At 67.6% G+C, this 21,237-nt stretch carries 27 protein-coding genes; 9 read left to right on the top strand and 18 right to left on the bottom strand.

All coding sequences use genetic code 11. From position 1 onward, the window contains the following. Positions 1-75: 75 nt before the first annotated feature. The 3 genes from BDK92_RS29450 to BDK92_RS40495 are packed head-to-tail and all read right to left on the bottom strand — an operon-like array spanning position 76 to position 2,380. Positions 76-1,341 (bottom strand): glycosyltransferase, encoded by a 1,266-nt coding sequence (locus tag BDK92_RS29450; RefSeq protein ID WP_121159640.1) that lies wholly within the window; start codon positions 1,339-1,341, stop codon positions 76-78. 8 nt (positions 1,342-1,349) lie between these two features. Next, the gene (locus BDK92_RS29445) at positions 1,350-1,970 is read right to left on the bottom strand and encodes a tetratricopeptide repeat protein (RefSeq protein ID WP_121159639.1); all 621 of its coding nucleotides are present in this window, start codon (positions 1,968-1,970) and stop codon (positions 1,350-1,352) included. Beyond that, a complete protein-coding gene (locus BDK92_RS40495) occupies positions 1,967-2,380 on the bottom strand; it encodes a hypothetical protein (RefSeq protein ID WP_246017315.1) in 414 nt (137 codons plus the stop codon). Before BDK92_RS40495 ends, BDK92_RS29445 begins: the two co-directional genes overlap by 4 nt. A 93-nt stretch (positions 2,381-2,473) precedes the next feature. Between BDK92_RS40495 and BDK92_RS40490 the strand changes: the two genes are divergently transcribed. Beyond that, a complete protein-coding gene (locus BDK92_RS40490) occupies positions 2,474-2,962 on the top strand; it encodes a hypothetical protein (RefSeq protein WP_246017314.1) in 489 nt (162 codons plus the stop codon). Here the strand turns inward: BDK92_RS40490 and BDK92_RS29435 are convergent. Then, positions 2,928-3,854, bottom strand: a complete 927-nt coding sequence (locus tag BDK92_RS29435) for an IS3 family transposase (RefSeq protein ID WP_121153561.1) — start codon at positions 3,852-3,854, stop codon at positions 2,928-2,930. The two genes, BDK92_RS40490 and BDK92_RS29435, sit on opposite strands and share 35 nt — an antisense overlap. Beyond that, positions 3,851-4,162: a transposase gene (locus tag BDK92_RS29430; protein ID WP_121153559.1), complete on the bottom strand. Its 312-nt coding sequence runs from the start codon at positions 4,160-4,162 to the stop codon at positions 3,851-3,853. The genes BDK92_RS29435 and BDK92_RS29430 overlap by 4 nt, the downstream gene beginning before the upstream one ends. Before the next feature lie 139 nt (positions 4,163-4,301). Between BDK92_RS29430 and BDK92_RS39230 the strand changes: the two genes are divergently transcribed. Further along, positions 4,302-5,678 (top strand): hypothetical protein, encoded by a 1,377-nt coding sequence (locus BDK92_RS39230; RefSeq protein ID WP_170208730.1) that lies wholly within the window; start codon positions 4,302-4,304, stop codon positions 5,676-5,678. Between the two features lie 210 nt (positions 5,679-5,888). Here BDK92_RS39230 and BDK92_RS41285 read toward each other — a convergent pair whose 3' ends face one another. From BDK92_RS41285 to BDK92_RS29395, 6 genes are all read right to left on the bottom strand, one after another. Next, the gene (locus BDK92_RS41285; RefSeq protein WP_425462322.1) at positions 5,889-6,179 is read right to left on the bottom strand and encodes a beta/alpha barrel domain-containing protein; all 291 of its coding nucleotides are present in this window, start codon (positions 6,177-6,179) and stop codon (positions 5,889-5,891) included. Positions 6,180-6,322: 143 nt separating this feature from the next. Next, a complete protein-coding gene (locus BDK92_RS29415; protein ID WP_121159636.1) occupies positions 6,323-6,970 on the bottom strand; it encodes a class I SAM-dependent methyltransferase in 648 nt (215 codons plus the stop codon). Between the two features lie 52 nt (positions 6,971-7,022). Further along, complete coding sequence (locus tag BDK92_RS29410; RefSeq protein ID WP_121159635.1) at positions 7,023-7,790, bottom strand: DUF5984 family protein; 768 nt, start codon at positions 7,788-7,790, stop codon at positions 7,023-7,025. A 169-nt stretch (positions 7,791-7,959) separates the two neighbouring features. After that, positions 7,960-8,340, bottom strand: coding sequence for a VOC family protein (locus tag BDK92_RS29405; protein WP_121159634.1), 381 nt, complete (start codon positions 8,338-8,340; stop codon positions 7,960-7,962). Between the two features lie 405 nt (positions 8,341-8,745). Beyond that, the gene (locus BDK92_RS41280) at positions 8,746-9,288 is read right to left on the bottom strand and encodes a GNAT family N-acetyltransferase (protein ID WP_425462273.1); all 543 of its coding nucleotides are present in this window, start codon (positions 9,286-9,288) and stop codon (positions 8,746-8,748) included. Continuing rightward, the gene (locus tag BDK92_RS29395; RefSeq protein WP_121162702.1) at positions 9,239-10,555 is read right to left on the bottom strand and encodes an MFS transporter; all 1,317 of its coding nucleotides are present in this window, start codon (positions 10,553-10,555) and stop codon (positions 9,239-9,241) included. The genes BDK92_RS41280 and BDK92_RS29395 overlap by 50 nt, the downstream gene beginning before the upstream one ends. Before the next feature lie 129 nt (positions 10,556-10,684). Between BDK92_RS29395 and BDK92_RS29390 the strand changes: the two genes are divergently transcribed. Then, positions 10,685-11,632, top strand: a complete 948-nt coding sequence (locus BDK92_RS29390; protein ID WP_121159631.1) for a LysR family transcriptional regulator — start codon at positions 10,685-10,687, stop codon at positions 11,630-11,632. A gap of 286 nt (positions 11,633-11,918) precedes the next feature. On the opposite strand, the gene bla is transcribed toward BDK92_RS29390, so the two are convergent. Next, positions 11,919-12,884, bottom strand: a complete 966-nt coding sequence (gene bla, locus BDK92_RS29385) for a class A beta-lactamase (protein WP_121159630.1) — start codon at positions 12,882-12,884, stop codon at positions 11,919-11,921. 140 nt (positions 12,885-13,024) lie between these two features. Here bla and BDK92_RS29380 point away from each other — a divergent pair, with 140 nt between their 5' ends. Together BDK92_RS29380 and BDK92_RS29375 are read left to right on the top strand one after the other, a co-directional pair. Then, on the top strand, positions 13,025-13,918 hold the full coding sequence (locus tag BDK92_RS29380) for a LysR family transcriptional regulator (RefSeq protein ID WP_121159629.1): 894 nt from the start codon (positions 13,025-13,027) through the stop codon (positions 13,916-13,918). Beyond that, positions 13,915-14,817 (top strand): serine hydrolase, encoded by a 903-nt coding sequence (locus tag BDK92_RS29375; protein WP_121159628.1) that lies wholly within the window; start codon positions 13,915-13,917, stop codon positions 14,815-14,817. The genes BDK92_RS29380 and BDK92_RS29375 overlap by 4 nt, the downstream gene beginning before the upstream one ends. Positions 14,818-15,276: 459 nt before the next feature. On the opposite strand, the gene BDK92_RS29365 is transcribed toward BDK92_RS29375, so the two are convergent. Both BDK92_RS29365 and BDK92_RS29360 read right to left on the bottom strand, forming a co-directional pair. Beyond that, entirely contained in the window at positions 15,277-15,465 is a 189-nt protein-coding gene (locus tag BDK92_RS29365) for a DUF397 domain-containing protein (protein ID WP_121159626.1), read from the bottom strand. After that, the gene (locus BDK92_RS29360; protein ID WP_121159625.1) at positions 15,456-16,226 is read right to left on the bottom strand and encodes a DUF5753 domain-containing protein; all 771 of its coding nucleotides are present in this window, start codon (positions 16,224-16,226) and stop codon (positions 15,456-15,458) included. The genes BDK92_RS29365 and BDK92_RS29360 overlap by 10 nt, the downstream gene beginning before the upstream one ends. A 181-nt stretch (positions 16,227-16,407) precedes the next feature. Here BDK92_RS29360 and BDK92_RS38575 point away from each other — a divergent pair, with 181 nt between their 5' ends. From BDK92_RS38575 to BDK92_RS29350, 3 genes are read left to right on the top strand one after another with little or no spacing between them, the layout of a single operon-like run. Then, positions 16,408-16,623 (top strand): hypothetical protein, encoded by a 216-nt coding sequence (locus BDK92_RS38575; RefSeq protein ID WP_147457150.1) that lies wholly within the window; start codon positions 16,408-16,410, stop codon positions 16,621-16,623. Continuing rightward, positions 16,613-16,891, top strand: coding sequence for a hypothetical protein (locus BDK92_RS29355; RefSeq protein ID WP_121159623.1), 279 nt, complete (start codon positions 16,613-16,615; stop codon positions 16,889-16,891). Before BDK92_RS38575 ends, BDK92_RS29355 begins: the two co-directional genes overlap by 11 nt. After that, on the top strand, positions 16,888-17,181 hold the full coding sequence (locus tag BDK92_RS29350; protein WP_246017313.1) for a hypothetical protein: 294 nt from the start codon (positions 16,888-16,890) through the stop codon (positions 17,179-17,181). The genes BDK92_RS29355 and BDK92_RS29350 overlap by 4 nt, the downstream gene beginning before the upstream one ends. 143 nt (positions 17,182-17,324) lie before the next feature. Here BDK92_RS29350 and BDK92_RS29345 read toward each other — a convergent pair whose 3' ends face one another. Then, complete coding sequence (locus BDK92_RS29345; protein ID WP_246017312.1) at positions 17,325-18,566, bottom strand: MFS transporter; 1,242 nt, start codon at positions 18,564-18,566, stop codon at positions 17,325-17,327. 91 nt (positions 18,567-18,657) lie between these two features. On the opposite strand from BDK92_RS29345, the gene BDK92_RS29340 reads away from it, so the two are divergent. After that, entirely contained in the window at positions 18,658-19,752 is a 1,095-nt protein-coding gene (locus BDK92_RS29340; RefSeq protein WP_211349409.1) for a DUF5937 family protein, read from the top strand. A gap of 40 nt (positions 19,753-19,792) precedes the next feature. On the opposite strand, the gene BDK92_RS39225 is transcribed toward BDK92_RS29340, so the two are convergent. The 3 genes from BDK92_RS39225 to BDK92_RS29330 form a co-directional block, all read right to left on the bottom strand. Beyond that, the gene (locus BDK92_RS39225) at positions 19,793-19,942 is read right to left on the bottom strand and encodes a hypothetical protein (RefSeq protein ID WP_170208728.1); all 150 of its coding nucleotides are present in this window, start codon (positions 19,940-19,942) and stop codon (positions 19,793-19,795) included. A gap of 182 nt (positions 19,943-20,124) precedes the next feature. Continuing rightward, a complete protein-coding gene (locus BDK92_RS29335; RefSeq protein ID WP_121159621.1) occupies positions 20,125-20,316 on the bottom strand; it encodes a DUF397 domain-containing protein in 192 nt (63 codons plus the stop codon). Beyond that, complete coding sequence (locus BDK92_RS29330; protein WP_121159620.1) at positions 20,304-21,074, bottom strand: helix-turn-helix domain-containing protein; 771 nt, start codon at positions 21,072-21,074, stop codon at positions 20,304-20,306. The genes BDK92_RS29335 and BDK92_RS29330 overlap by 13 nt, the downstream gene beginning before the upstream one ends. Positions 21,075-21,237: the final 163 nt, after the last annotated feature.

Raw genomic sequence — 21,237 nt, 5'->3', positions numbered from 1 at the left:
TCCGCCGCTACGAGATCGATCAAGCACGGCCGGGTGTCTCGTAGAACCGGGACGCTGGCTGCGCCCGCCCGATAGTCATATGTTCAACAGGCCGCCGTTGCGTAGGGCGTCGTCCTTGATCGCAATGAGATTAGCGGAGACGTACGGGATGTTGTGCGTCTGGTGCCATTCGCTCGGGAAGTACGTGACCAACCGCGACGCCTGGAATCGGCATTTGATTTCTGGCACGAACCGAGAATAGTTGGCGTCCGTAAAATACCAGAACGAGTTTTCGTTGTAGAACGCCACATGTGTCGGATCCTGGTAGGCACCCCGACCGTCGGTGCTGGGTGTCAGCGACAGCAGCATCCCGTTCGGCGCGAGCAGTCGGTACAACTCGTTGAACAGTGCGATTTTGTCCGGAATGTGTTCCAGGAAATCCGCAGCCCGGATGACCCCGACGCTGTTGTCTGGCAGATCGACCCCCTTCGTCACATCGCAGACCATGTCGACGCCCGACCCGTCGTGGCAGTCCAGACCGAGATATCCTTCCGGTTTGCCGTGGGCCGCTCCCAGGTCGAGCGCCAGGAGTCCCTGTCGCCGTGACCAGGCCAGCGCATTCTGTTGGATGTTCCGGTCGTAGATCTCCACCGTACGCTGCTGGATACGGGCGTTGACATCCGGAATGCGCTGCGTGTTCTTGGCATGCATGCGCTGCAGGTACAGGCATTTCTGAATGTGATGAAATTCGCTCACCTGGTAAATCCGAGCCATGAGATCGGCGTCGTCCGCAACGTCGAGCGACTCGTCGTATCCGCCGACCTTCTCGTAGATGTCCCGGCGGAAGGCCCGCACATGGTTCGGTGCGTACCAGATGTAGCTCACATTGTGCGGCGTCGGCGGCAACGCCCGACAGACCAGCACCTCGCGGCCGTCCACCTTCTCGTCGTAGTGCTGCCAGCCGAATGAACTCGCGAAACGGTCTTCGCAGCGACTGCCGTCCTCCTGGATCTGCGCGGTGTCGCTGTAGACGAACCCCACCTCCGGGTTGGAGTCGAAGGCGTCGACGATTTCTTGGAGACAGTCGCTGCTGAGCAGATCGTCGTCGTCAAGCTCGACCAGGATTTCCCCGGCAGCCTCGGCGCAGGCGTACCCCTTCACGGCGCCAACGCCGTTCAGGTTGTCCTGGACAATAAGCCGGATCCGATCGTCGTGCCGCTCAGGCCGCCATCGAGACCCCTGGTTGAGAATGACCACCCATTCCCAGTCGGCGAAAGTCTGCGCGACCAGTGATCGGAAACATTCGTCGATGAAACGGGTGCGGTTACTCCCCGTGAAGACCGTTACGCGCGGTGTATGCATTGACTCAATCACCTACCCGCCCGTGCCGAGGACCGAGCAGTCGGGGTCGCGCGGTACTTCGCCGGAACGGCTGAGGCGAGCCCGTTGTCCAGTCGGATCGCCGCGTCGAAGGCGGCCCGCGCTTCCGCGTCGTCACCGGATTGGGACAGCAGTATGCCTAGTCGGAGGTAGGCGGTTGACGACTTGTCGTCGATCGACACGACCTTGCGGTAGATGTCCATCGACGTCGTCGGGGCCTTACTTTCTAATGCAATGGCCTTGTTGTAAAGGGCCGGCTTGTAGTTGGCGTCGACCTCCAACGCCTTGTCGTAGTTGCTGACCGCCTCGTCGGCCTGGTTGCGCGACTGGGCGATGAAGCCCAGGTTGAACCAGGCGAACTTGTTGTTGGCCTCGGCTGCCAGCACCTTCTCGAAGGTGGTCTTCGCCTCGTCCAAGTTACCGGCTTGGCCCTGCTCGACACCGAGATTCAGCAGGTCCGCCGGCGCGGTTCCGGTGCCGCCACTCGCCTTGTCGCTATTGCCGGAGCTGCTCGTCTGCGGCTTCTGAGCAGGATCCTCGCTGCATGCCGCGACTCCGGTCAGCAGGACCGCACCACAGGCGAGCGACCCGAATATCTGACGCATGCTCATTTCTCCTCCTTGACGGTAACGGGGCGGTCCGACTTGCTGTTCGGCCGGCTGGCCTTATTACTGTTGGCCGTTGCCCGGCCCGACGTGTTGGCCGGAGCCCTTAACGCCACCGGTGTGGCGGGCGAAATGCAGGACACCCAGATGTCGGCACCTCCACCGGTAAAGGTGAACTGGTAGCCACTGATCGAGAGCGGCTGGATCAGCACCGGGTTGACGCCCGCACCCGAGAGCTGATATCCGGTTCCGACAGCAATGTCTCCGGGAACGCACCCGAAATTAACGGGGGTATCCGCAATCACGGTCAGCGGGCCCTGAATGTAGGCGGACTGGATTCCGTTGCCCGCCACTCCCTGCGCGCCCTGGACGCCCTGCGTGCCCTGGACGCCCTGCGCGCCCTGGGCGCCCTGCACGCCCTGCGGTCCTGGTACGCCCGGCAAGCCCATTGCACCTTGGGCGCCCTGGGCGCCTTGAGTGCCCGCGTCGCCCTGGGCGCCTTGGAAACCTTGAGCACCCGCGTCGCCCTGGGCGCCTTGGAAACCTTGAACACCCTGAGCACCCACATCACCCTGCGGACCCTGAACACCCACATCACCTTGGAAACCCTGAACACCCTGGGCACCCACATCACCCTGCGGACCCTGAACACCAGCGTCGCCCTGGAAACCCTGAACACCCTGAGCACCCACATCACCCTGCGGACCCTGAACACCAGCGTCGCCCTGGAAACCCTGAACACCCTGAGCACCCACATCACCCTGCGGACCCTGAACACCGGCGTCGCCCTGCGCACCCTGAGCACCCGCGTCGCCCTGGACGCCTTGGAAACCTTGAACGCCCTGAGCACCCACATCACCCTGCGGACCCTGAACACCCGCGTCGCCCTGGACACCTTGAACACCCTGGGCACCCACATCACCCTGCGGACCCTGAGTTCCCCCCGCTTTGATGGAGCGGTGGTTACCTGCTGCCGGCCGGCGCAGGGGTGGCGATAGGTGGCTCGGCTGGGTTGCTCTGGCGGATACGCCAGGCGGTTTCGTACTCGTCGGGGCTGAGGTAGCCGAGTTCCTTTTGGATGCGGCGGGTGTTGTACCAGCCGTCGATGTAGGCGAAGATCGCGTTCTCGGCCTCGTCTCGCGTCCGCCAGCTCGTGCGGTAGACCAGTTCGATCTTCAGGGTGGACCAGAAGTTCTCCATCAGTGCGTTGTCGTACGAGTCGCCGACGGAGCCCATCGAGGGCAGGATTCCGTTGTCTTGCAGGCGTTCGGTGAAGCGGAACGACGTGTAGTTCGAGCCCCTGTCCGAGTGGTGGATCAACTGGCCGTCGCGGACGTCGCGGGACCAGATGCCGTATTCGAGGGCGGCGAGGATCAGGTCGGTGTCGCAGCGGTCGGAGGTCTTCCACCCGACGATGCGGCGGGAGAAGACGTCGCGGACCGCAGCGAGCCAGAACACGCCCTCGCCGCAGGGGATGCGAGTGGCGTCGGCGACCCACAGCCGGTTCGGCCCGGCAGCGGTGAACTGCCGGTTGACCAGGTCCGGTGCCGGCGTGTGCCGTGGGTCCTGCTTCGTGGAGCCGCCGCGCCAGCCGCGACGGAGGAACGCGCCCTGCCAGCCCTGGGCGGCCATCAACCGCTCGACCCGCTTGCGGCCCACCCGGATGCCGTCGCGGCGTAGCTGCCGGTGTACCCGGTCCGCGCCGTAGGTGTGCCCGGACGTGGCCCAGACCTCGTGGATGTTGGAGAGCAGGCCCAGGTCGACCACGTCGCGGTCGCAGGGCTGTTCGGCCTGCTTGACCCACGCGTAGTACGTCGAGGCGCCGATGTTGAGGACCCGTAGTAGGAGCGCGACCGCGAACTGGTCACGATGTTCGTGGATGAACCTCATGACCGTCGCCGGGTCGGGTCGAACTCCGCCGCGAAATACGCGCTCGCCGCCTTCAGGATCTCGTTCGCCCGCCGCAGCTCGCCTACCTCTTTACGCAGCCGCCGGTTCTCCTCGGCCATCTCGCTGGTGGGCCGGTCGTGACGCTCACCCGCATCAGCCTCGGCCTGCCTGATCCAGTTCCGCAACGCCTCGTGATGCACGCCGAGTTGCTCGGCCAGGCGCCGGATCACCGGCTTCGGGTCCGACTCGCGGTACAAACGCACAGCACGCTGACGTAGCTCATCGGGGTACTTCTTCGGTGCGACCACAGAAACTTCCTCCCCACGGCCATCAGACCATGATCAAGAAGCTCCATGAAAGCGGGGGTGGCTCACCCTGAACACCCCCGTCGCCCTGCGCACCCTGAACACCCGCGTCGCCCTGGAAACCCTGGACACCCTGGAAACCTTGAACGCCCTGAGCACCCACGTCACCCTGCGGACCCTGAACGCCGGCGTCGCCCTGGAAACCCTGGACACCTTGAACACCCTGGGCACCTTGAACACCCTGAGCACCCACATCACCCTGCGGACCCTGAACACCCACATCGCCCTGCGCACCCTGAACACCCACATCGCCCTGGACGCCTTGGAAACCTTGGAAACCTTGAACGCCCTGAGCACCTACATCACCCTGCGGGCCCTGAACACCCGCGTCGCCCTGGACACCCACATCACCCTGCGGACCCTGAACACCCGCGTCGCCCTGGAAACCCTGAACACCCTGGGCACCCACATCACCTTGCGGGCCCTGAACACCTACAGCACCCTGGACACCCTGAACACCCGCGTCGCCCTGGAAACCCTGGAAACCTTGAACGCCCTGAGCACCCACATCACCCTGCGGACCCTGAACGCCGGCGTCGCCCTGCGCACCCTGAACACCCACGTCGCCCTGGAAACCCTGGACACCTTGAACACCCTGGGCGCCCACATCACCCTGCGGACCCTGAACACCCACATCGCCCTGCGCACCCTGAACACCCGCGTCGCCCTGCGCACCTTGAACACCCGCGTCGCCCTGGACGCCTTGGAAACCTTGGAAACCTTGAACGCCCTGAGCACCCACATCACCTTGCGGGCCCTGAACACCGGCGTCGCCCTGCGCACCCTGAACACCCACGTCGCCCTGGAAACCCTGAACACCTTGAACACCCTGGGCGCCCACATCACCCTGCGGACCCTGAGCACCCGCGTCGCCCCGGGCGCCTTGGAAACCTTGAGCACCTTGAACGCCCTGAGCGCCCACATCACCCTGCGGACCCTGAACACCCACATCGCCCTGCGCACCCTGAACACCCACGTCGCCCTGGAAACCCTGGACACCTTGAACACCTTGAACGCCCTGAGCACCCACATCACCCTGCGGACCGTGAACACCCGCATCGCCCTGGACACCTTGAACACCCTGGGCGCCCACATCACCCTGCGGACCCTGAACACCTACATCACCCTGGACACCTTGAACACCCTGGGGACCTTGAGCGCCCTGGGGGCCATGCGGGTAGCCCGAGTTCTTGCCCTTGTCGTGCCCACCCCACGGGCCCTGCCAGCCCTGCGGGCCGTAGTCCGGCGTCCCTCCGGGGTGGTGGTCCGACGAATCGTCAGGTCCACCGCCGTCATCGCGGACAGTCGACCAGGCCAACGGCCACCCGCCGTACTGTCCGAGCGGACCGGGTGTACCGATGTGCACGCCCTGGGCAGGCGAATTCGCCTCCGCCGGTTGCGCTGCGGCTGCGGGAGCACCCGATATCCCGACTGCCAGCAGGACAGAACCCAGCCCTGAAGCGGCGCGGCCATGCTTCGGCCCTCGCTGCAGCCGTCGGTCGTTGCTCATGACCCCTCCAGAAAGTCGCCCCAGATACACCCAGAGCTACTTGATAGTGACATACAGTCACTTCATGGGCGGTTTGCAGCGTATCCGACCGATTCATCGAATGAGGGGGGTTCTAGCTCTAACCAGGCGGATCTCGAATAAAGCGGATTATCTTCGTAATCAGCTCCCTGAGCCCCGGCCATCACGTCCCGGACCCGGCGATGTGGGCCGCTCATCCCAAGGACTCACCACGGTCGGGTCCAGCTCCGCACGCAGCACGACCCCGGGCGTAACGATCAGCATCTCGGGGCCGACTCGGGCGCGCAGCATCGCAGCCTCGTGTGGCGAGGCAACGACGCCGAGGTAGCCCGCACGCTGCGCCAGGAGCGCCAGACGGACAACTTGCTCGTCCGTCGTGGTGTCCACCCCGACCTCGGTGAAATCCGATTCATTGACGCGCGCGACCTCTATCAGTGCGACGACGCGCAGCTGCGGGAACTAGGCGGCAGCCGGCACAGCAGCTCGCAGAATGCTGGAACCAGCCAGCGCGTGAACGGTCACCATCGTCGCCCCGCCCCGGCACAGCGCCTGTCACCCGCCCGGCTCTGTGACCTTCACCGTTTGCGGGCCAGCAACTGCACGGCCTGCGACCGGTGGCCGTTCATCGTGGTGACCTCGATCCGCTGCTCCTCCACCAGGTCGAAGTCCGACAGCAGGTCGTGCAGCTCTGCGATGTCGTGGTGCCGGCACACCGCACCGTCGTCCGTGGCGAAAACCCCGTACGGTGTGCCGAATTGCTGGGCGTACGCGGCGTAGCGGCTTCGGTTTCGTTCGTCGTGCTGCTGGACCATGTCGCTGACGTAGAGCAGCCCGCCAGGCGCCAGGACACGGCTCAACTCGGCGACCAGTGCCCGCTGGGCGTCGTCGTCCGGGACGCAGGTGAGCACTGCGAACAGCAGAACAACGTCCAAGCTCGCTGCCGCGCAAGGCAGGTCCGGCGGCGACGGCAGGACAGAAAAGTGCAGGTCAGCGTGGAGCTGACGGCCCCGCTCGATCAGCGCGGGAGACAGGTCCACGCCGGAGACGTCAGAGAAACCGTGCTCACTCAACTCGGCCATGACGCGGCCGTACCCACAGCCGTAGTCCAGTACCCGAGCATCCGGACTCACGCCAGCCAGCCAGCGGAGATTCACCGGATGGGTGAACGTCTTCGTCGCGCCGACGCTGTCCCAGTACGCGATCTGACTACCAAGATCGTTCATGCCAGTACAACTTACCCTCAGGCGTTGACGGCTGTGCCTCTGCGCCGCCGGATCAGGACCGGGCGCCCAGCAGGGGCCAGGTTGAGATCTCGGCGATGCCGGACCGTATCTGGTCCCAGTCGACCTGCCGGGGAGCCGCCAGACGCTCCGCCAGCCAGCGGCTCCGGTTCACGTGCTCGGCGCGCAGCGCGTCCAGGTCGAGTTCCACTCCCGCTGGCGGCCCGGTCCGTTCCAGCTCGGTGATCCGCTCGTCCATCGCCGCGATGAGCTGACGGTCGAAGTCGTGCACTGCGGCGAAGAAATCGGCGGTCGGCACGCTGATCGTCAGTAGTTCCGGCCCAACGAAGGTCCCCTGGTCACCTGGCGGGACTCGCTGGCTGATGGTTACCAGATCCGGTCCAGCATCGGTCTGCCGCCAACATTCGATATGCGGTGCGTCGGTCAGGTAGCCCATGTCAAGGTGGTAGTCGCTCTGTAGGCCAAATGCCGCGTCCACTTCGACGCCGGTGTCGTACTCGGGAAATTCCCTCATCCCGAAGGTCCCGTCAACGAAAGGGACGACATCGGCGGGCACCGGCTCCGTCAGAGCCCAGCGCAGAACGAGAAGGTCCTCCCAGAGCCGGACCACGTAGTAGTGCGGATAGGGGCGGGCCAGGTCCCAGCGACGTACGGCCTGCTCGCTGTATCGGAGCAGTTGGTGCCGGTCGGCTTCGATCCAGTACCAGCCGCTGGTCAACCCGAACCAGTGCAGCGTCGGCTGGTCACCACCCCAGGGCGGCACGTCAGCGAGCGGGTCGAGCCCGAAGTGAAACCGCAGCATTCAGCCGCCTTCAATGATCGGTGACAAGGTCGAGCAGCGATCTGCACCGCGTACCAATCGCGAACGTATCCCGAACTGTCGGGGACGCTTCGCCGGCCGACGAACGCCCACCATGCCTCGGTCCGAGGCAGGCCCTGGTTACCCGATGCCCAGGCTTGACCGATGAGTATCAGAGTGGGTTGAGGCGAGCCTTGAGCAGGCAGAACTCATTGCCTTCGGGGTCGGTCAGGACATGCCACTGCTCTTTCCCTGTCTGGCCGATGTCGGCCGGACGCGCCCCAAGCTTCAGAAGGCGTTCGAGCTCGGCGTCCTGATCGCGGTCGGTGGCGTTGACGTCGATGTGCAGCCGGGACTTCCCCTTCTCCGGCTCATCCCTGCGACTGAGGAAGATCGTCGGCTGCGGACCACCGAACCCTTCGCGCGGGCCGATCTCCACCGAGCCGTCGTCCTCGCGATCGAGCACGACGAAGTCCAGGACCTCGCACCAGAACCGCGCCAGCAGCTCAGGGTCACGGCAACCGAGCACGAGCTCACCGATACGACATGCCATAACAAAACCTGCCCTCAGCCTGGGGCTGCTGGGGAGGCCACACGCGAACCCATGGGCTCCCAGCAGCGAAAACAATTTCGCGACCGTACCGGACGAGGCGAACACGGGCGAACTGATTTTTAGGGCCGACCCTGTCCGGGCAGCCGGGCAAGGCCGTTGGCCGGGCAGTGGGGAAGCGCCCGCGCCGTGGGCGAGCAGTGCCCAGGCGGCCACGCTCAGCCCTGTCCACCACGTTGCCAACGGCGTCGGCGTACCGGTCGACCAGCCGCCGGCTCTCCGATTCGGACAGGCCGTCGTTCAGGTGGCCGTACGCCATCGTGCCGAGGAACGACCCCGGTTGTGGGTACAGGCGAAGGGTGTTGAAGATCTGTTTGTGACGACAGACCTCAGCACTCTTCGGCACCGCTAGTGCGGTCGTCGCTGTAGGAGTTGTCGGGACGACTCGAAGCCCAGCCGTTCGTACAGCGGGACTGCCCTACGGCCAGAAGAGACTGTCACGCGAAGGGACCCGAGGTGGGTCGCGTGCTCCGAAGCAGCCTGCACGAGCGCCGAGCCGATCCCCTGGCCTCGCTGATCCGGCATGACGAAGACGCTCTGGATGTCCGCGGAGAGCCGACCTGTCGCTCCAGGTCTCGGGACGCGGGGTACGAGCGCGACCCAGGCCATGCCGACGATCTCAGGTCGGCGGAGTCGAGCGACGAACGCCAGGTGCGAGTCCTGGTGGGCGTCCCACCACTTCGCGAGCTCCGCCGCGAATGCGTCAACGGACGGCTGCGCTGGTTCCTCATTGCGGGTGTCCAGCCACAACAGCCGGGCCAATCCTGCGACGTCCTCCGCGTTCGCCTGACCGATCCTCACGAGGCGAGTCTGCCACAGCCGTGGAGTGCGCTGCTCCCGCTCACCTGCGCGGCCCTGACACTCGCCACCCACCGGCGCCCACCCGCGCATCGCGCCGTGCGACCGCGCCTTCGGCACGGGCTGATGCCAGCTCATGCTCTGGTACAACTCCGGGACCCGGGCGACGGGGTAGCAGCAGCGGGCTGGCGAGGATGAGCAGTCCCGCGACCGTGAGGGCGGTGCGTGGGCTGGTGGCTTCGGCGAGCAGTCCGACGAGCGCGCTGAGGATGGCGATTGCGGCGCTGCTGCTGATCGACCAGGCCGACAGAGTGCGGGCGATGCGGTCCTGGGGGGTGTGTTCCAGCCGGTAGGTGGCCAGTACCGGGTTGTACAGGCTCATGCTGATGATGATCGCGAGTTCGACCGCGATCACCGTCGCGAGGCCGGCGACTCCGGGCTGGACGAAGGCGAGGCCGATCAGCCAGATCGCGCGCAGCGTGCCCACCGTACGGAGGATCCGGTGTTGGCCGTACCGGGCCACGACACGAGGGGCCAGGCGTGCGCCGATCAGGCCGCCGACGCAGGGCACGGCGAAGGCGAGGCCGTACTGCCAGGGTGGGAAGCCAAGCTCGCCGAGCAGCAGTACGGCCAGGAGCGGCTCGGTGGCCATGATCAGTCCGGCGACGAGCAACTGGTTGAGGTAGAGCGCCCGTAGGCCGGGATGACTCAGCAGATGCCGCCAGCCGTCGAGCAGCTCGCCGGCCCGGACTCGGCGCTTGCCGGTTCGCGGTGGGTGTTCTTCGTGCCTACGAATCGCCGTGATGCCCAGCGCGGAGAGCAGGTAGCTGAGCGCGTCGGCCACGATGGTGGCGACCGGCCCGAACAGGCCGACCGCCGCCCCGCCCAGCGGCGGCCCGACCGCGATGGAGCTCCACGTCGTCGACTCGAACCGCGCGTTCGCCACGAGCAGGTCATCCGGCCGGACGAGGGCCCTGAGGTAGGCGCCGCTGGCCGCGCTGAAGGCGATTTTGGCGGCGGCGAGCACGGCCGAGACGACCAGCAACTGCACGAAACTGAGCCGGCCGAGGGCGTACGCGATGGGGATGGTCAGCATGACCGCGAACCGGGCCAGATCCATCGCGATCATCACCGGCCGCTTGCGGTGGAACTCGACCCACGGCCCGAGTGGCAAGGCGATCAGTGCGCCCACTGCCGGCCCCACCGCGGACAGCGCGGACACCTGGGCGGGGCTGGCGTGCAACACCAGCACGGCGATCAGCGGCAGGGCACCGAACCCCAGCCCGGAACCGTAGGCGCTGACCGCGTACGACGCCCACAGCCATCCGAACTGCCGACCCAGGGTTCGTCGCGCCGCCAAGCCCCACACCTCCCGCTTCAAACAACCAGCCGTTGACCGCCGTGATCAAAGCAAGGTCTGGGACAGCGGATCAAACAATCAAACCGGTGGCGAGCCACAACCAACGGTTGTGTGCGTAGGATCTGCTTCGTGGATCTCGACGCTGTCCGTACCTTTGTCGCCGCCGCGGATGCCGGCCAGTTCCAGGACGCCGCGACCGCGCTGTCGATCACCCAGCAGGCCGTGTCCAAGCGCATCGCCGCGCTGGAAAAAGATCTCGAGGTACGGCTGTTCACCCGCACGGCTCGCGGCGCCCAACTCACGATCGACGGCCAAGCCTTCCTGCCGCACGCCCGTGAACTGCTCCGGGTGGAAGCGCGCGCCGACGCTTCCGTGCGCCCCGGTCGGCGCGCACTCCGCGTCGACGTCCACAGTCGGCGGATCGCACCGGCGGTGCTGTTGCAGGACTTCCACCGTATCCATCCGCGGATCGAGCTGGATGTCGTGACGCTCCTCGATGCCGACGTCCACGCCGCGACCGCCGCCGTCGAGGCGGGGACGATCGATGCCACCTTCCACGCCGTCACCGTCCCCGCGCGTCAACTGCCGGGCGCGATCAGGACGGCCCGTGTGATCGACGAGCACCATGAGGTCCTTGTGGGGCCACGCCATGCGCTCGCCAACGCCCGCACCGTCACGCCCGCACAACTGGCCGAACATCGCATCTGGATGCCCGGCATGGCCGCCGGTACGGAATGGGCCGACTACTACGACGAACTCGCCGCCGCGTTCGGCCTCACTATCGACCTGGTCGGTCCGGTCTTCGGGAACGAGGCGCTGATGGCCGAGATCGCCGACTCTGCGGAACTGGCGACGCTGGTCGGCGAACGCTCGCGATACCTCTGGCCGGACAGCTACGACCTGCGGCGGATACCGGTGCGCGACCCGGCACCGGTATATCCCATGTCACTGATCTGGCGCGACGACAACCCGCATCCTGCGCTCGTCAAACTCCGCGACTACCTCCACTCCAGACGAGCGGAGGCACCCGCCACCGAGATTTGGACACCGACATGGGGGTGGGCGCCCCGATCGTGATCGGGGGCCGCGTCGTCTCTACCTCTGCCTGCCGCTAGTGCCCCGACAGGCGCCCTACCGTGGGTGAGCAAAGAAGCTCCGACCCGGATTCAAGCAAAGGCGTGAACTCCATCGACGGAAACGTCAACGGCGGCTTGGATGAAGTGAGCGAGCTGTAACAACTGCCGGGTGCGTTGGAAGAGTTCGTTGTCCACATTCCTCTTCAGACGTGAAGCAGTCGTAGCCCCAGGGGCACGCGGTGGGCTGGGCGCGATACGTGCCCAGCCCACCGCACGATGCCGGCACCCTAGCCGTGCAGCGCCGCAATTGTCGCTTCCGCCGCCTGCGCGATCAACGCATCGTCGTACGTGGCGTCGGACTCACTACGACTCGAGAGAATCGCTAGCACGATGGGGGCACCCTTGGGCGGCCACACCACCGCGATGTCGTTGCGGGTGCCGTAGCCGCCGGCACCGCTCTTGTCGCCCACCTGCCAACCCGCCGGTACGCCAGCCTGGATGAGACTGGCTCCGGTCGTGTTGCCCGTCAGCCACTCGGTCAGGATGGTGCGGTCATCGCGGGAGAGCGCCGTATCGACGGCATACGCGCGCAGATCGCTGGCGAGGGCGCGCGGGGTACTGGTGTCCCGCTCATCGTCCGGAATGGCCTCGTTCAGCCCGGTTTCGAGCCGAGCTGACTCGGTGACCTGGTCGCCGATGCCACGCAACGCCCGCTCGAAGCTGTTCGGGCCACCGAGCTGCTTGAACAGCAGGTTACCGGCGGTGTTGTCGCTGTAGCGCACGGCGGCGTCGGCGACGGCGCGCAGCGTCATGCCGGTCTGCACGTGTTGCTCGGTGATCGGCGAATGGCTCACCAGGTCTTCCTTAAAGTAGCGGATGACCTTGTTGAGGCCGGCCGTCGACGTTTCGTCCAGCACCGCCGCAGCTATGAGCGCCTTGTACGTCGACACGAACGCGAAGCGTTCATCGGCACGGTGGGTGATGGTGCGGCCCGAGCCGGTGTCGATGGCGTAGACGCCGAGCCGGGCGTCGAACTCCGTCTCGAGTCGGGCGAACTCCCGCTCGGCCTTGGATCGGGATTCGGTGCTGGTGTCGTACGAGACCGCGACGGCCGTCGGCCGGATGGCGACGTTAGCCGACACGTCGCCGGGTGAGCAGGCGGCGAGCGGTACGAGCGCCAGCGATGCCGCGATCGCGATCCCGGTCCGTCGGGAGACCGCGATGCCACCCGGTCGGGAGCTGTGGTGCCTCATCGTCGCTTTTCCCCTTTTCACAATCGGTTACAGCAGGCCAGGGCCTAGACCCACCGCCAAGGACCTTGACACCCCTGCGGCTATGCCGTCCAACACACCAATGCGCCAATCCATGCTGATCCGACATAGGTTGCTGACCCATGGACTTAGTCGCGGCGTGCCGAGCCTTCGTCGCCGTCGCCGAGTACGGCAGCTTCACCACGGGCGCCGCCGCCGCGCGCATCCCGCAGCCGGTCGCCAGCCGACGCGTCGCGGCGCTGGAGGAGCACTTCGGGGCCCGACTCCTCGAACGGACCTCCCGCAGCGTCACGCTCACGACGTTCGGCCGGGACATGCTGCCCTCGGCCCGGCGGCTGGTCGAACTGGCCGAGACGATGGAGCACGACGCCGTACAAGCACAACGGCGACCCTTTCGGCTGGCCGTACCGGCGGTCTGCGCCTCGCCCCGGCTCGTACGACTGGTTGTCGAGGGACGCCGGAGCGGCCTGCACCTGGACCCGCATCCGGCGGGGCCGGGTGAGCGCGCAGAACTGTCCCGTACGTTGGAGGCACGCGCCGCCATCGTGGCGGTAACGCCGGACAGCGGCGCGTGGCGGGTGCCCTTGGGCCTCGCCAGTACCGCCGACCCGCAGGTCCCGGCCATCTACCTGGAGACGCTGCGAGCAGGCCGGGCCGACAACCACCAGCAGCGTCGGCGTGTCTGGATCCAGCCGGAGGACGACGTGCCACACGTGCGGGACCGGGTGACGCGCCTACGCGACGCCCTCGGCCTACAGCCCGCACAGGTCACGGTCGCGACCTCGCTCGTCGCCGCAGCGGCATCGGTGATCGACTCGTCCGATCTCCTGCTCTGCGCGGAGGACCAGGCGGACGAGTTGGGCCTGCACTGGCGTCCGATCGGCGAGGTGAAACTCGTCCGTGGCTACGACATCTCTGCCACGTTGGGCGAGGACCGCCGACAGCTCCGGACCCAGCTACACGCGGCGATCGGCCGCTGCCTTGGCGCGGTCAACGACGACGGAGGGCAGGCATGAACGTCGCACGGATGATCCGAGAGGCCCGAGAGGCGCTGGACGACGGGGGTCTGCACGGCTCGTTCCTCGTACGCGACCTGGATTCCGGCGACGAGATCGGCATCGACCCGGACCTGGAGTTCCCCGTCGCGTCGCTGGTCAAAGTGCCGCTCGCGGTCGCCACCCTCGAACGGATGGCACGTGGCGAGCTCGACGGGGCGACGCCGGTCACGGTGACGCCGGGCCGGATCTCCGCGCCGGGACCGACGGGCCTGAGTAAATTCCACCATTCGGCGACCGTCGCCCTCGACGACCTGCTCTATCTCAGTACCTCGGTGAGCGACGGCATCGCCGCCGACGCCCTGTTCGACCTCACCTCACCCGCCGAGGTCACCGCTGAACTGCGTCGGCTCGGTTTCGACGGCATCGCGGTACGTCACCCCATTCGCGACCTCGTCGAGACCCCGGCGGAGCGGTTCGTGCCGGCGCAGGCGCATCTCGCCCATTCCCTCGCCATCGGCGCGACGACGGCCGGCCAGGGCCACGCGGTGGCTCAGCTCGATGTCGGCCGCGCCAGCACCGGTACCGCGCGATCCTTCGTTGAACTGCTGTGCGGCCTGTGGCGCCCCTCGGCGATCCGCCCACCGGTCGCGGCCCGGGTACGGGAGCTGATGGGCGACAACGTGTTACGGCAGCGGCTGGCGCCAGACTTCAGCGCCGACGCGTCCCGCTGGTCGTCGAAGACCGGCACGCTGCTCAACCTTCGGCACGAGATCGGGGTGGTCGAACACGCCGACGGACAGGTGTTCGCCATCGCGGTGCTGACCGAGTCCCGGGTGCCGGCCATTCAGCAGCCGGGCGCGGAGGCGTTGATGGCGCAGGTCGCTCGCAGCTTGCGGGACCACCTCCGGCTCAACTGATGAGGACCAGCGGTTTCCGCAGGGCTCCGCGCGCGCAGTGCGCAAGCTCCTCCGTCTCGGCGGTACGAATGTGCCCAGCATCCTCCTCGGTGTAGTGCGAGGAGCGAATCGGGCCTGAGTCGACCATTAGGATCACCTGGTAACCGCCGGTAGCGACAAGGGCGTCAAATATCTGGTTCGCCAACTCGGGCTCCCGTGACGCATTCCTAAGTTTCAGGTCGACCACGTACGGGTGGCTCGCGAACGGTTCGAAGTCTGCGGCGTCGAGGAGTACCGAACGCCTCACCCTGTCTCGTTGAGTGGCAGATCGATCGCGCGTCACTGATCGGTCTCAAGGGTCGACAAAGACGTCACTCCCTGCTTCTCGCTCAAGAGTTGCGCCACTTGAGAGCGATCAGGGAGTGACGCCTTTCGTCACTGTCGTCAGCCGGCACCCGCCGGCACCGCCCGCTACGAGCGTCAGCTCTGCTTCGCCAGCCCGACGAACGCCCGCCATGCGTCGGGAGCGAAGGTCAGCGTGCCGCCGTCACGGTCCTTCGTGTCCCGGACCAGCACGACACCCGCGAGGTTGTCCGCGACCTCGACGCAGTCGCCGCCGTTGTTGCCGCTCTTCGTGCTCTTGCGCCACCGCGCGCCGGTCACGTCCATGATGTCGCCGCTTCCCTGATCAGGTCTAGGGACTGCGCTCGCGGGAGTGCCTCCCCCCGGATGCGTTCCCACCGTCGGTCAAGCGTAGCAACGTCCTCTGGCCGTTCCAGGAACTGCGCGGGGGCCTGGCTGTCGACGTGCACGATCCGCTTGCCGCCGTCCGACAGGTCGGCGATCGCGAACGGTCCGCCGAGGCCCGGATACATGCCGACGTTGAGCGGCACAATGTGCACCTGGACAGAGGGAAGCTCGGCGCACTCGGCCAGGTGGAGGCACTGCTCGCGCATCAGTTTCCGGTCCCCGTAGGCGGACCGGTGCAGAACCATCGCGTCGATGACAGCGATCAGCAGGGGCGGACGCTCCCGGCGCAGGATGACCTGGCGGGCGATCCGCGCGGAGACCAGGTCCTCGACCTCGCTGGGCGTGAACGCCTCGCCTGCCAGCGTGGCCCGCGCGTACGCCTCGGTCTGGAACAGGCCCGGAATCCAGGACAGTTGGAAGGTACGCAGGGCGATCGCTTCACGCTCGATGTCCGCCCACTGCCGGAACCACGCGGGCTCCTTACGCTTGAGGACGTCCGGCCAAAGGTCCCCAATGTCCCGCCTAAGGATCTCCGCGATCTGCGCCCGCCGCCTCGGACGGGGAATGCGTCCCGGGTTGAGCCAACGCGCCGCCGTCTTCGGGTCGACACCTACCTGGGCGGCGAGCGACTCCGCCGTCTCCCCCGCCTCGGCCATTGCCACCTGTAGTACGTGGTTCATTGCGCCTCCTGTGTGGACGTTCCGAACACAGGAAGAACCTACCGCAACGCTGTGTATGTGTTCCACCACATCACGGAGGGTGATTCGTGAGGCGGCGTGGCCGGTGGAGGTACGAGCCCGGCGGTCGCGTCTGTGGGGTGCCCCCGGCAAGGGGCACCCCTCCCACCCAAGGAGGTCGTAGATGCTCTCGCGTCGATGGTCGGTGTGGCCGTGGTCCGGCCGTACCCGCCCCAAGCCGCCGCCCCCGCCGTCGCCACCTCGCCTGTCGCCGCCGCCGACCCGCCCCGAGTGGGCCGACGAGCGTACGGCGAACCTGCGCCAGGTGCCGCTGCTCACCCTCGGGCAGCAGGTCGGGTATCGGGTGGCCCGACGCAACGGAGGCCGTCATGTCCGATAGGCCACTGGTCAACGTCGGCGACATCGTCAACGCCGAGGGCGAGGACTACTACCGGGGCACCGGGGCGGACCGCCGCCCCGGCGTCGGAGACCTCCACCTGCGCATCACCCAGGTCCCGACGGACACTGACGACAACCGGGAATGGGTCCTCGTACGCGGCATCGAGAAGCCACTCGGCAAGCCCGAACACCCCGAGGCCGACTACGTCATCCGCCGCCGCGTGCTTCTCGACATCGAGCGCCCCGCACCGAAGGGACCGATCTGGTGATCGAGCCGAAGCCGGTCGCCAGCCGGCAACTCCACCTGCCCCTGCGACCGGTCTGGTGCTGCCGCCTCTGCGCCCAACCCTGGCCCTGCGCCGACGCCCGACTCGACCTGACGGTGAGCTTCCGGCACCAACGGATCGCGCTGATGCTCTACCTCGGCACACAGTTCGTCGACGCCATCTCCGACCTGCACGTCTACGACTCCGCCCTCGGACCACCGCCGGACGTACGCGCCATCTTCGACCGCATCATGTGCTGGATGCCGCCGGACCGTCCCCCACCCTCGGCCTGATCGCACCTTGGTCAGGGCGATTGCAAGGTCGAGTTCCAGTACGCGTCGCGGGAGTTCAGGTATCTCGCATGTTCGAGCGCTCTGCACCAGGTGGGGCGTCGAGCACGTCGGTGACGGCAAGTACGTCTCGTGCGTGTGTCCCTTCAGCCGCTCCACCGCAGCCGCGCCGAGCGCCGCCGGCCCGGCCTGACCCCCTCTCCCGTCGGCGTGCGCAGCACCACGGCCGCACCGGCCAGTGTGGTGAGTGCCAGCATCAGCCACAGCGCCGACGGGCCGACCGCGAGCAGGCCGGTCAGGATCGCGGGCGCGACGGCCATTCCTAGCCCGGTGGAGAGCTGCCAACACACCAGCACACGCCCCACCAGCCGCTCCGGCGTGCTCGCGATGACGAGCGCCGTCCCGCTGCCCGTGTAGAGGATCTCCCCGGCGGTGTAGAGCACGCAGACCACCGCGACGAGCGCCGCACCGGCGTCGCCACCTACCCCGGCCGCCGCCCAGAACCCCAGATAGGAGCCCGCGAGCACCACCCCCGAGGCGGCTAGGACCGATCTGCGGTGCCACCGGCCCAGCCAGACGACGAGCGGCACCTGCACCGCGATGACGAGCACGGTGTTGCCAACGAACATCCCCGCCGACCAGACCGGCGACACGTCGAGCTGCGTCACCATCACCGCGGGCAGCGCTACCTCAAGCACGCTGAAGCAGAGCGCGAAAGGCAGGTTGGCCCAGAGCAGCCCGGTCAGGTGCCCCACCCCACCCCGCTCGCTCGCCACCGCCGGGCGGTCCGGCACCCGCAGCCGCATCGAGGCGACGAGCAGCCCGGAGACGAGGAACCCCAGCCCGGTCAGGGCGGCGAGCGCCCGCAGGCCCCCGTCCCCGCCCGTCACCGCGACAGTGGCGATCAGCGCTCCGGCGCCGAGGCCCGCGTTGCGCACCGAACGCCCGGCGGCGAGCGCCGAATCCCGGTGGCGGCCGGTGGTGAGCGCGGCGACAAGGGCCGCATGCGCGGCCGGCCAGGCCTGGCTGCCCAACCCCAGCAGCACCGACGCGGCGAGGAAGCCCGCCTCGCCGTCCCCGGCGAGCAGCACGCCGACCCCGGCCACCCGGACGAGCAGCGTCGCCGCGACGACGGCCGACCTCGCACCCCGGTCGATCCACCGTCCCGCGAGCGGCAGCACGACCAGGCCCGCGAGCAGCCCGGCCGAGAGCGCCAGCCCTGCCGCACCGGCGCTCAGGTGGAGCACGACGATGCCGTAGATCAGCAGGAACGGGCGGAGCAGGCCGCCGCCCACCGAGTCGATCGTCAGAGCCAGCGTGTATCGCGGACCGCCGCCGGCGTGCAGCAGCGCCGCCCAGCCCAGCCGTTCATCCTTCTGCTTCGTCACGCCGACCACGGTCGTCGCCGGGTGGTCCCGGGCCACGCCGGTTGACGATCCTCGTCAAGTGTCGCGGCCCGCCCCGGCGGGTGGTGTCACGATGGGCGGCGTGGGACTGACAATCGACATTACCGGCGTACCGAATGAACGGTTTATCTTTTCTCCCTCACCGCTGGGTGAGCTGGCCGCGATGCTGCACGCGCTGGCGGAGCCCGCACACCACCCGGCGCTGCACGGCTGGATCACCACGACCGCCGCGTCGCTCAAGCCGGAGCTGAGCGACCGGCTGCTGGAGGCCGATTTCCTGTGGCGGTCGGCTCGGGCCGACTTCTTCGTGCCGGGCCAGCCCCGCGACACCCTCGCCGCCGAGCTCGACGACGTGGACCGGCTCGACGACGAGACCTATGTCGCGGCTGCTCTGATCACCACGAGCTGCGGCTCCACGCCCCAGCGCCGCCTGCGCTCACCGCTGGTCGACGCCGACGCTCGGCACCGGGCCCGGGAGCTGGCGCTGGCTCGCGGGCCGCGCCAGGCCGACTTCGCCGACCAGCTCCTCGCCGACCCTCCGGGTGTACGCGCCTGGGTGCGCCGCCTCCTGGAGGACTGTGAGCAGGCCTTCTTCGCCGAGTCGTGGGCCCGGGTGCAGCATCAGCTCGCCGCAGACTCCCGGCACAAGGCGGACCTGCTGGCCCGGTACGGCCTCGACACGGTGCTCGCGGCGGTCTCCCCCGCGACGACCCGCTCTCCCGACGGACGGCGGATCCTCATCGACAAGCTGCAGGACAACGCGACTACCGCGCAGGGGCAGGGGGTCACCTTCACCCCGACCGCGTTCGGCCGACCGCACCTGCTCGTCGTGCACGCGCCGGGCTGGCGGCCGGTCGTGCAATATCCGACGGCCGAGGCCGGGCTGCCGCATCCCGTGCCGCTCGACCTGATCCAGCGGCGAATCGACGCGCTCGCCCACCCGGTGCGGCGGCGGATCGCCCGCACGCTCGCCCGGGGCCCGCACACGACCGGGGAGATCGCCGAGGCGTGGCAGCTCAGCACGCCCGAGGTCTCGCGCCAGCTCACCGTGCTCAAGCAGGCCGGGCTCACCACGGTGAGCCGGCGCGGGCGGTACGTGCACCACCAGCTCGACCTGACGGTCTGCGCCCGCCTCGGCGCCGACTTCGTCGAGGCGATCCTGCGCTGATCGAGGCGGGCAACGGAGGCTCCGGACGATAGTTGGGTGCCTACCCGGTGCCGATCCTGCCGACGACCGACTCAGTCTGGCCGGGCACGTCGCGCACGGTCGCACCGGTCATCCGGGCGATCAGCTCCACTAGCTGGTCGAACGACTGCTCCTGGTCGAGAAACCCCACCAGCAACCCGTAGTCCGGCATGACCGCTTCACCCTGCCTCGTTGAGTGGCATACCGATACGCGCCCACTGATCGATCCCACGGGACGCCAAAGACGTCACTCCCTGTCTCTCCCAAGAATTCGGCCACTTGAGAAGAAGCAGGGAGTGACGCCTTTCGTCACTGCCGTCAGCCCGCACCCACCGGTGCGTCCACGACAGGCGTTCAGCTCTGCCTTGCCAGTCCGACAAACGCCCGCCACGCCTCGGGAGCGAAGGTCAGCGTGCCACCGTCACGGTCCTTCGTGTCCCGGACCAGCACGCGGCCGGGGAGGTTGTCCGCCACCTCGACGCACGCGCCACCATTCCCGCTGCTGCGAGTGCTCTTGCGCCACCGGGCGCCGGTCAGGTCGTCCATGTTTCTGCCACTTCCGTCATCAGGTCGATTGACTGTCGGTGCGGCAACGCCTCACCGCGCACAGATTCCCACGCTGCCTGAAGCGCTTCCATCTTGTCGGCGCTGTCGACCACCTGGCCGTCCAGTTGCGTGTCCAGGTAACCGGTGAGCCGACCGCCCGGGCCTGCGGCAAGCACAAAGGGTCCGTTCAGGCCAGCGTACGCGCCGGCCGTCGATGGCACGACGTGCACTCGTACGTGTGGCTCCTCGCACGCCGTGATGATCGCCTGAACCTGATCGCGCATCACCCGCGAGCTGCCGACCGGGCGCCGCAGCACCCCCTCGTCCAGGACGGCCGTGAACTGCGGCGGCTTGTTGCCGGCGAGGATCGCTCGCCGGTCCATCCGAGTGCGTACGCGCTGCTCCACAGCGTCCCGCGACATCAGCCCCGCGTCGGTCAGCACGGCACGGGCGTACGCCTCGGTCTGCAACAGTCCCGGCACTACCAGGGCTTCAAACCAGCGAAGCGACGTCGCCTCCCGCTCCGCTTGCGCCCACGGTACGAACCAGAGTGGGTCACGGCGGCGGCCGGTGTTCGGCCACAATTCGCCTACTTCGAGGCCGAGGACCGCAGCGGCTCGGGAACGGGTGCGGGCGTGCGGCACCCGACCGGGCGACAGCCACCGACCCACGGTCTTTCGGTCGACGCCGGTTTGCTGCGCGAGGGACTCCACCGTCAGGCCGCGTGCCGTCATCGCGGACCGAAGAACCTCATTCACGTTCGGTGCCTCCTCTGAGGACAGAGCGCAGATATCCCGGGACATTACACATCGGTCGCTGTGGTGTCTGCCCCGAACGCGGGAGGGTTTCTACCAGCGGAACCACTTGCATGAGCGGGACCGAGTGGGCCCTTCATGATCCATCAGGTGGTCCGAACCCAAG

Origin of the sequence: Micromonospora pisi, assembly GCF_003633685.1 — a bacterium.
Taxonomy (GTDB): Bacteria; Actinomycetota; Actinomycetes; order Mycobacteriales; family Micromonosporaceae; genus Micromonospora_G; species Micromonospora_G pisi.
This window is presented reverse-complemented; position numbering and strand designations above follow the sequence as displayed.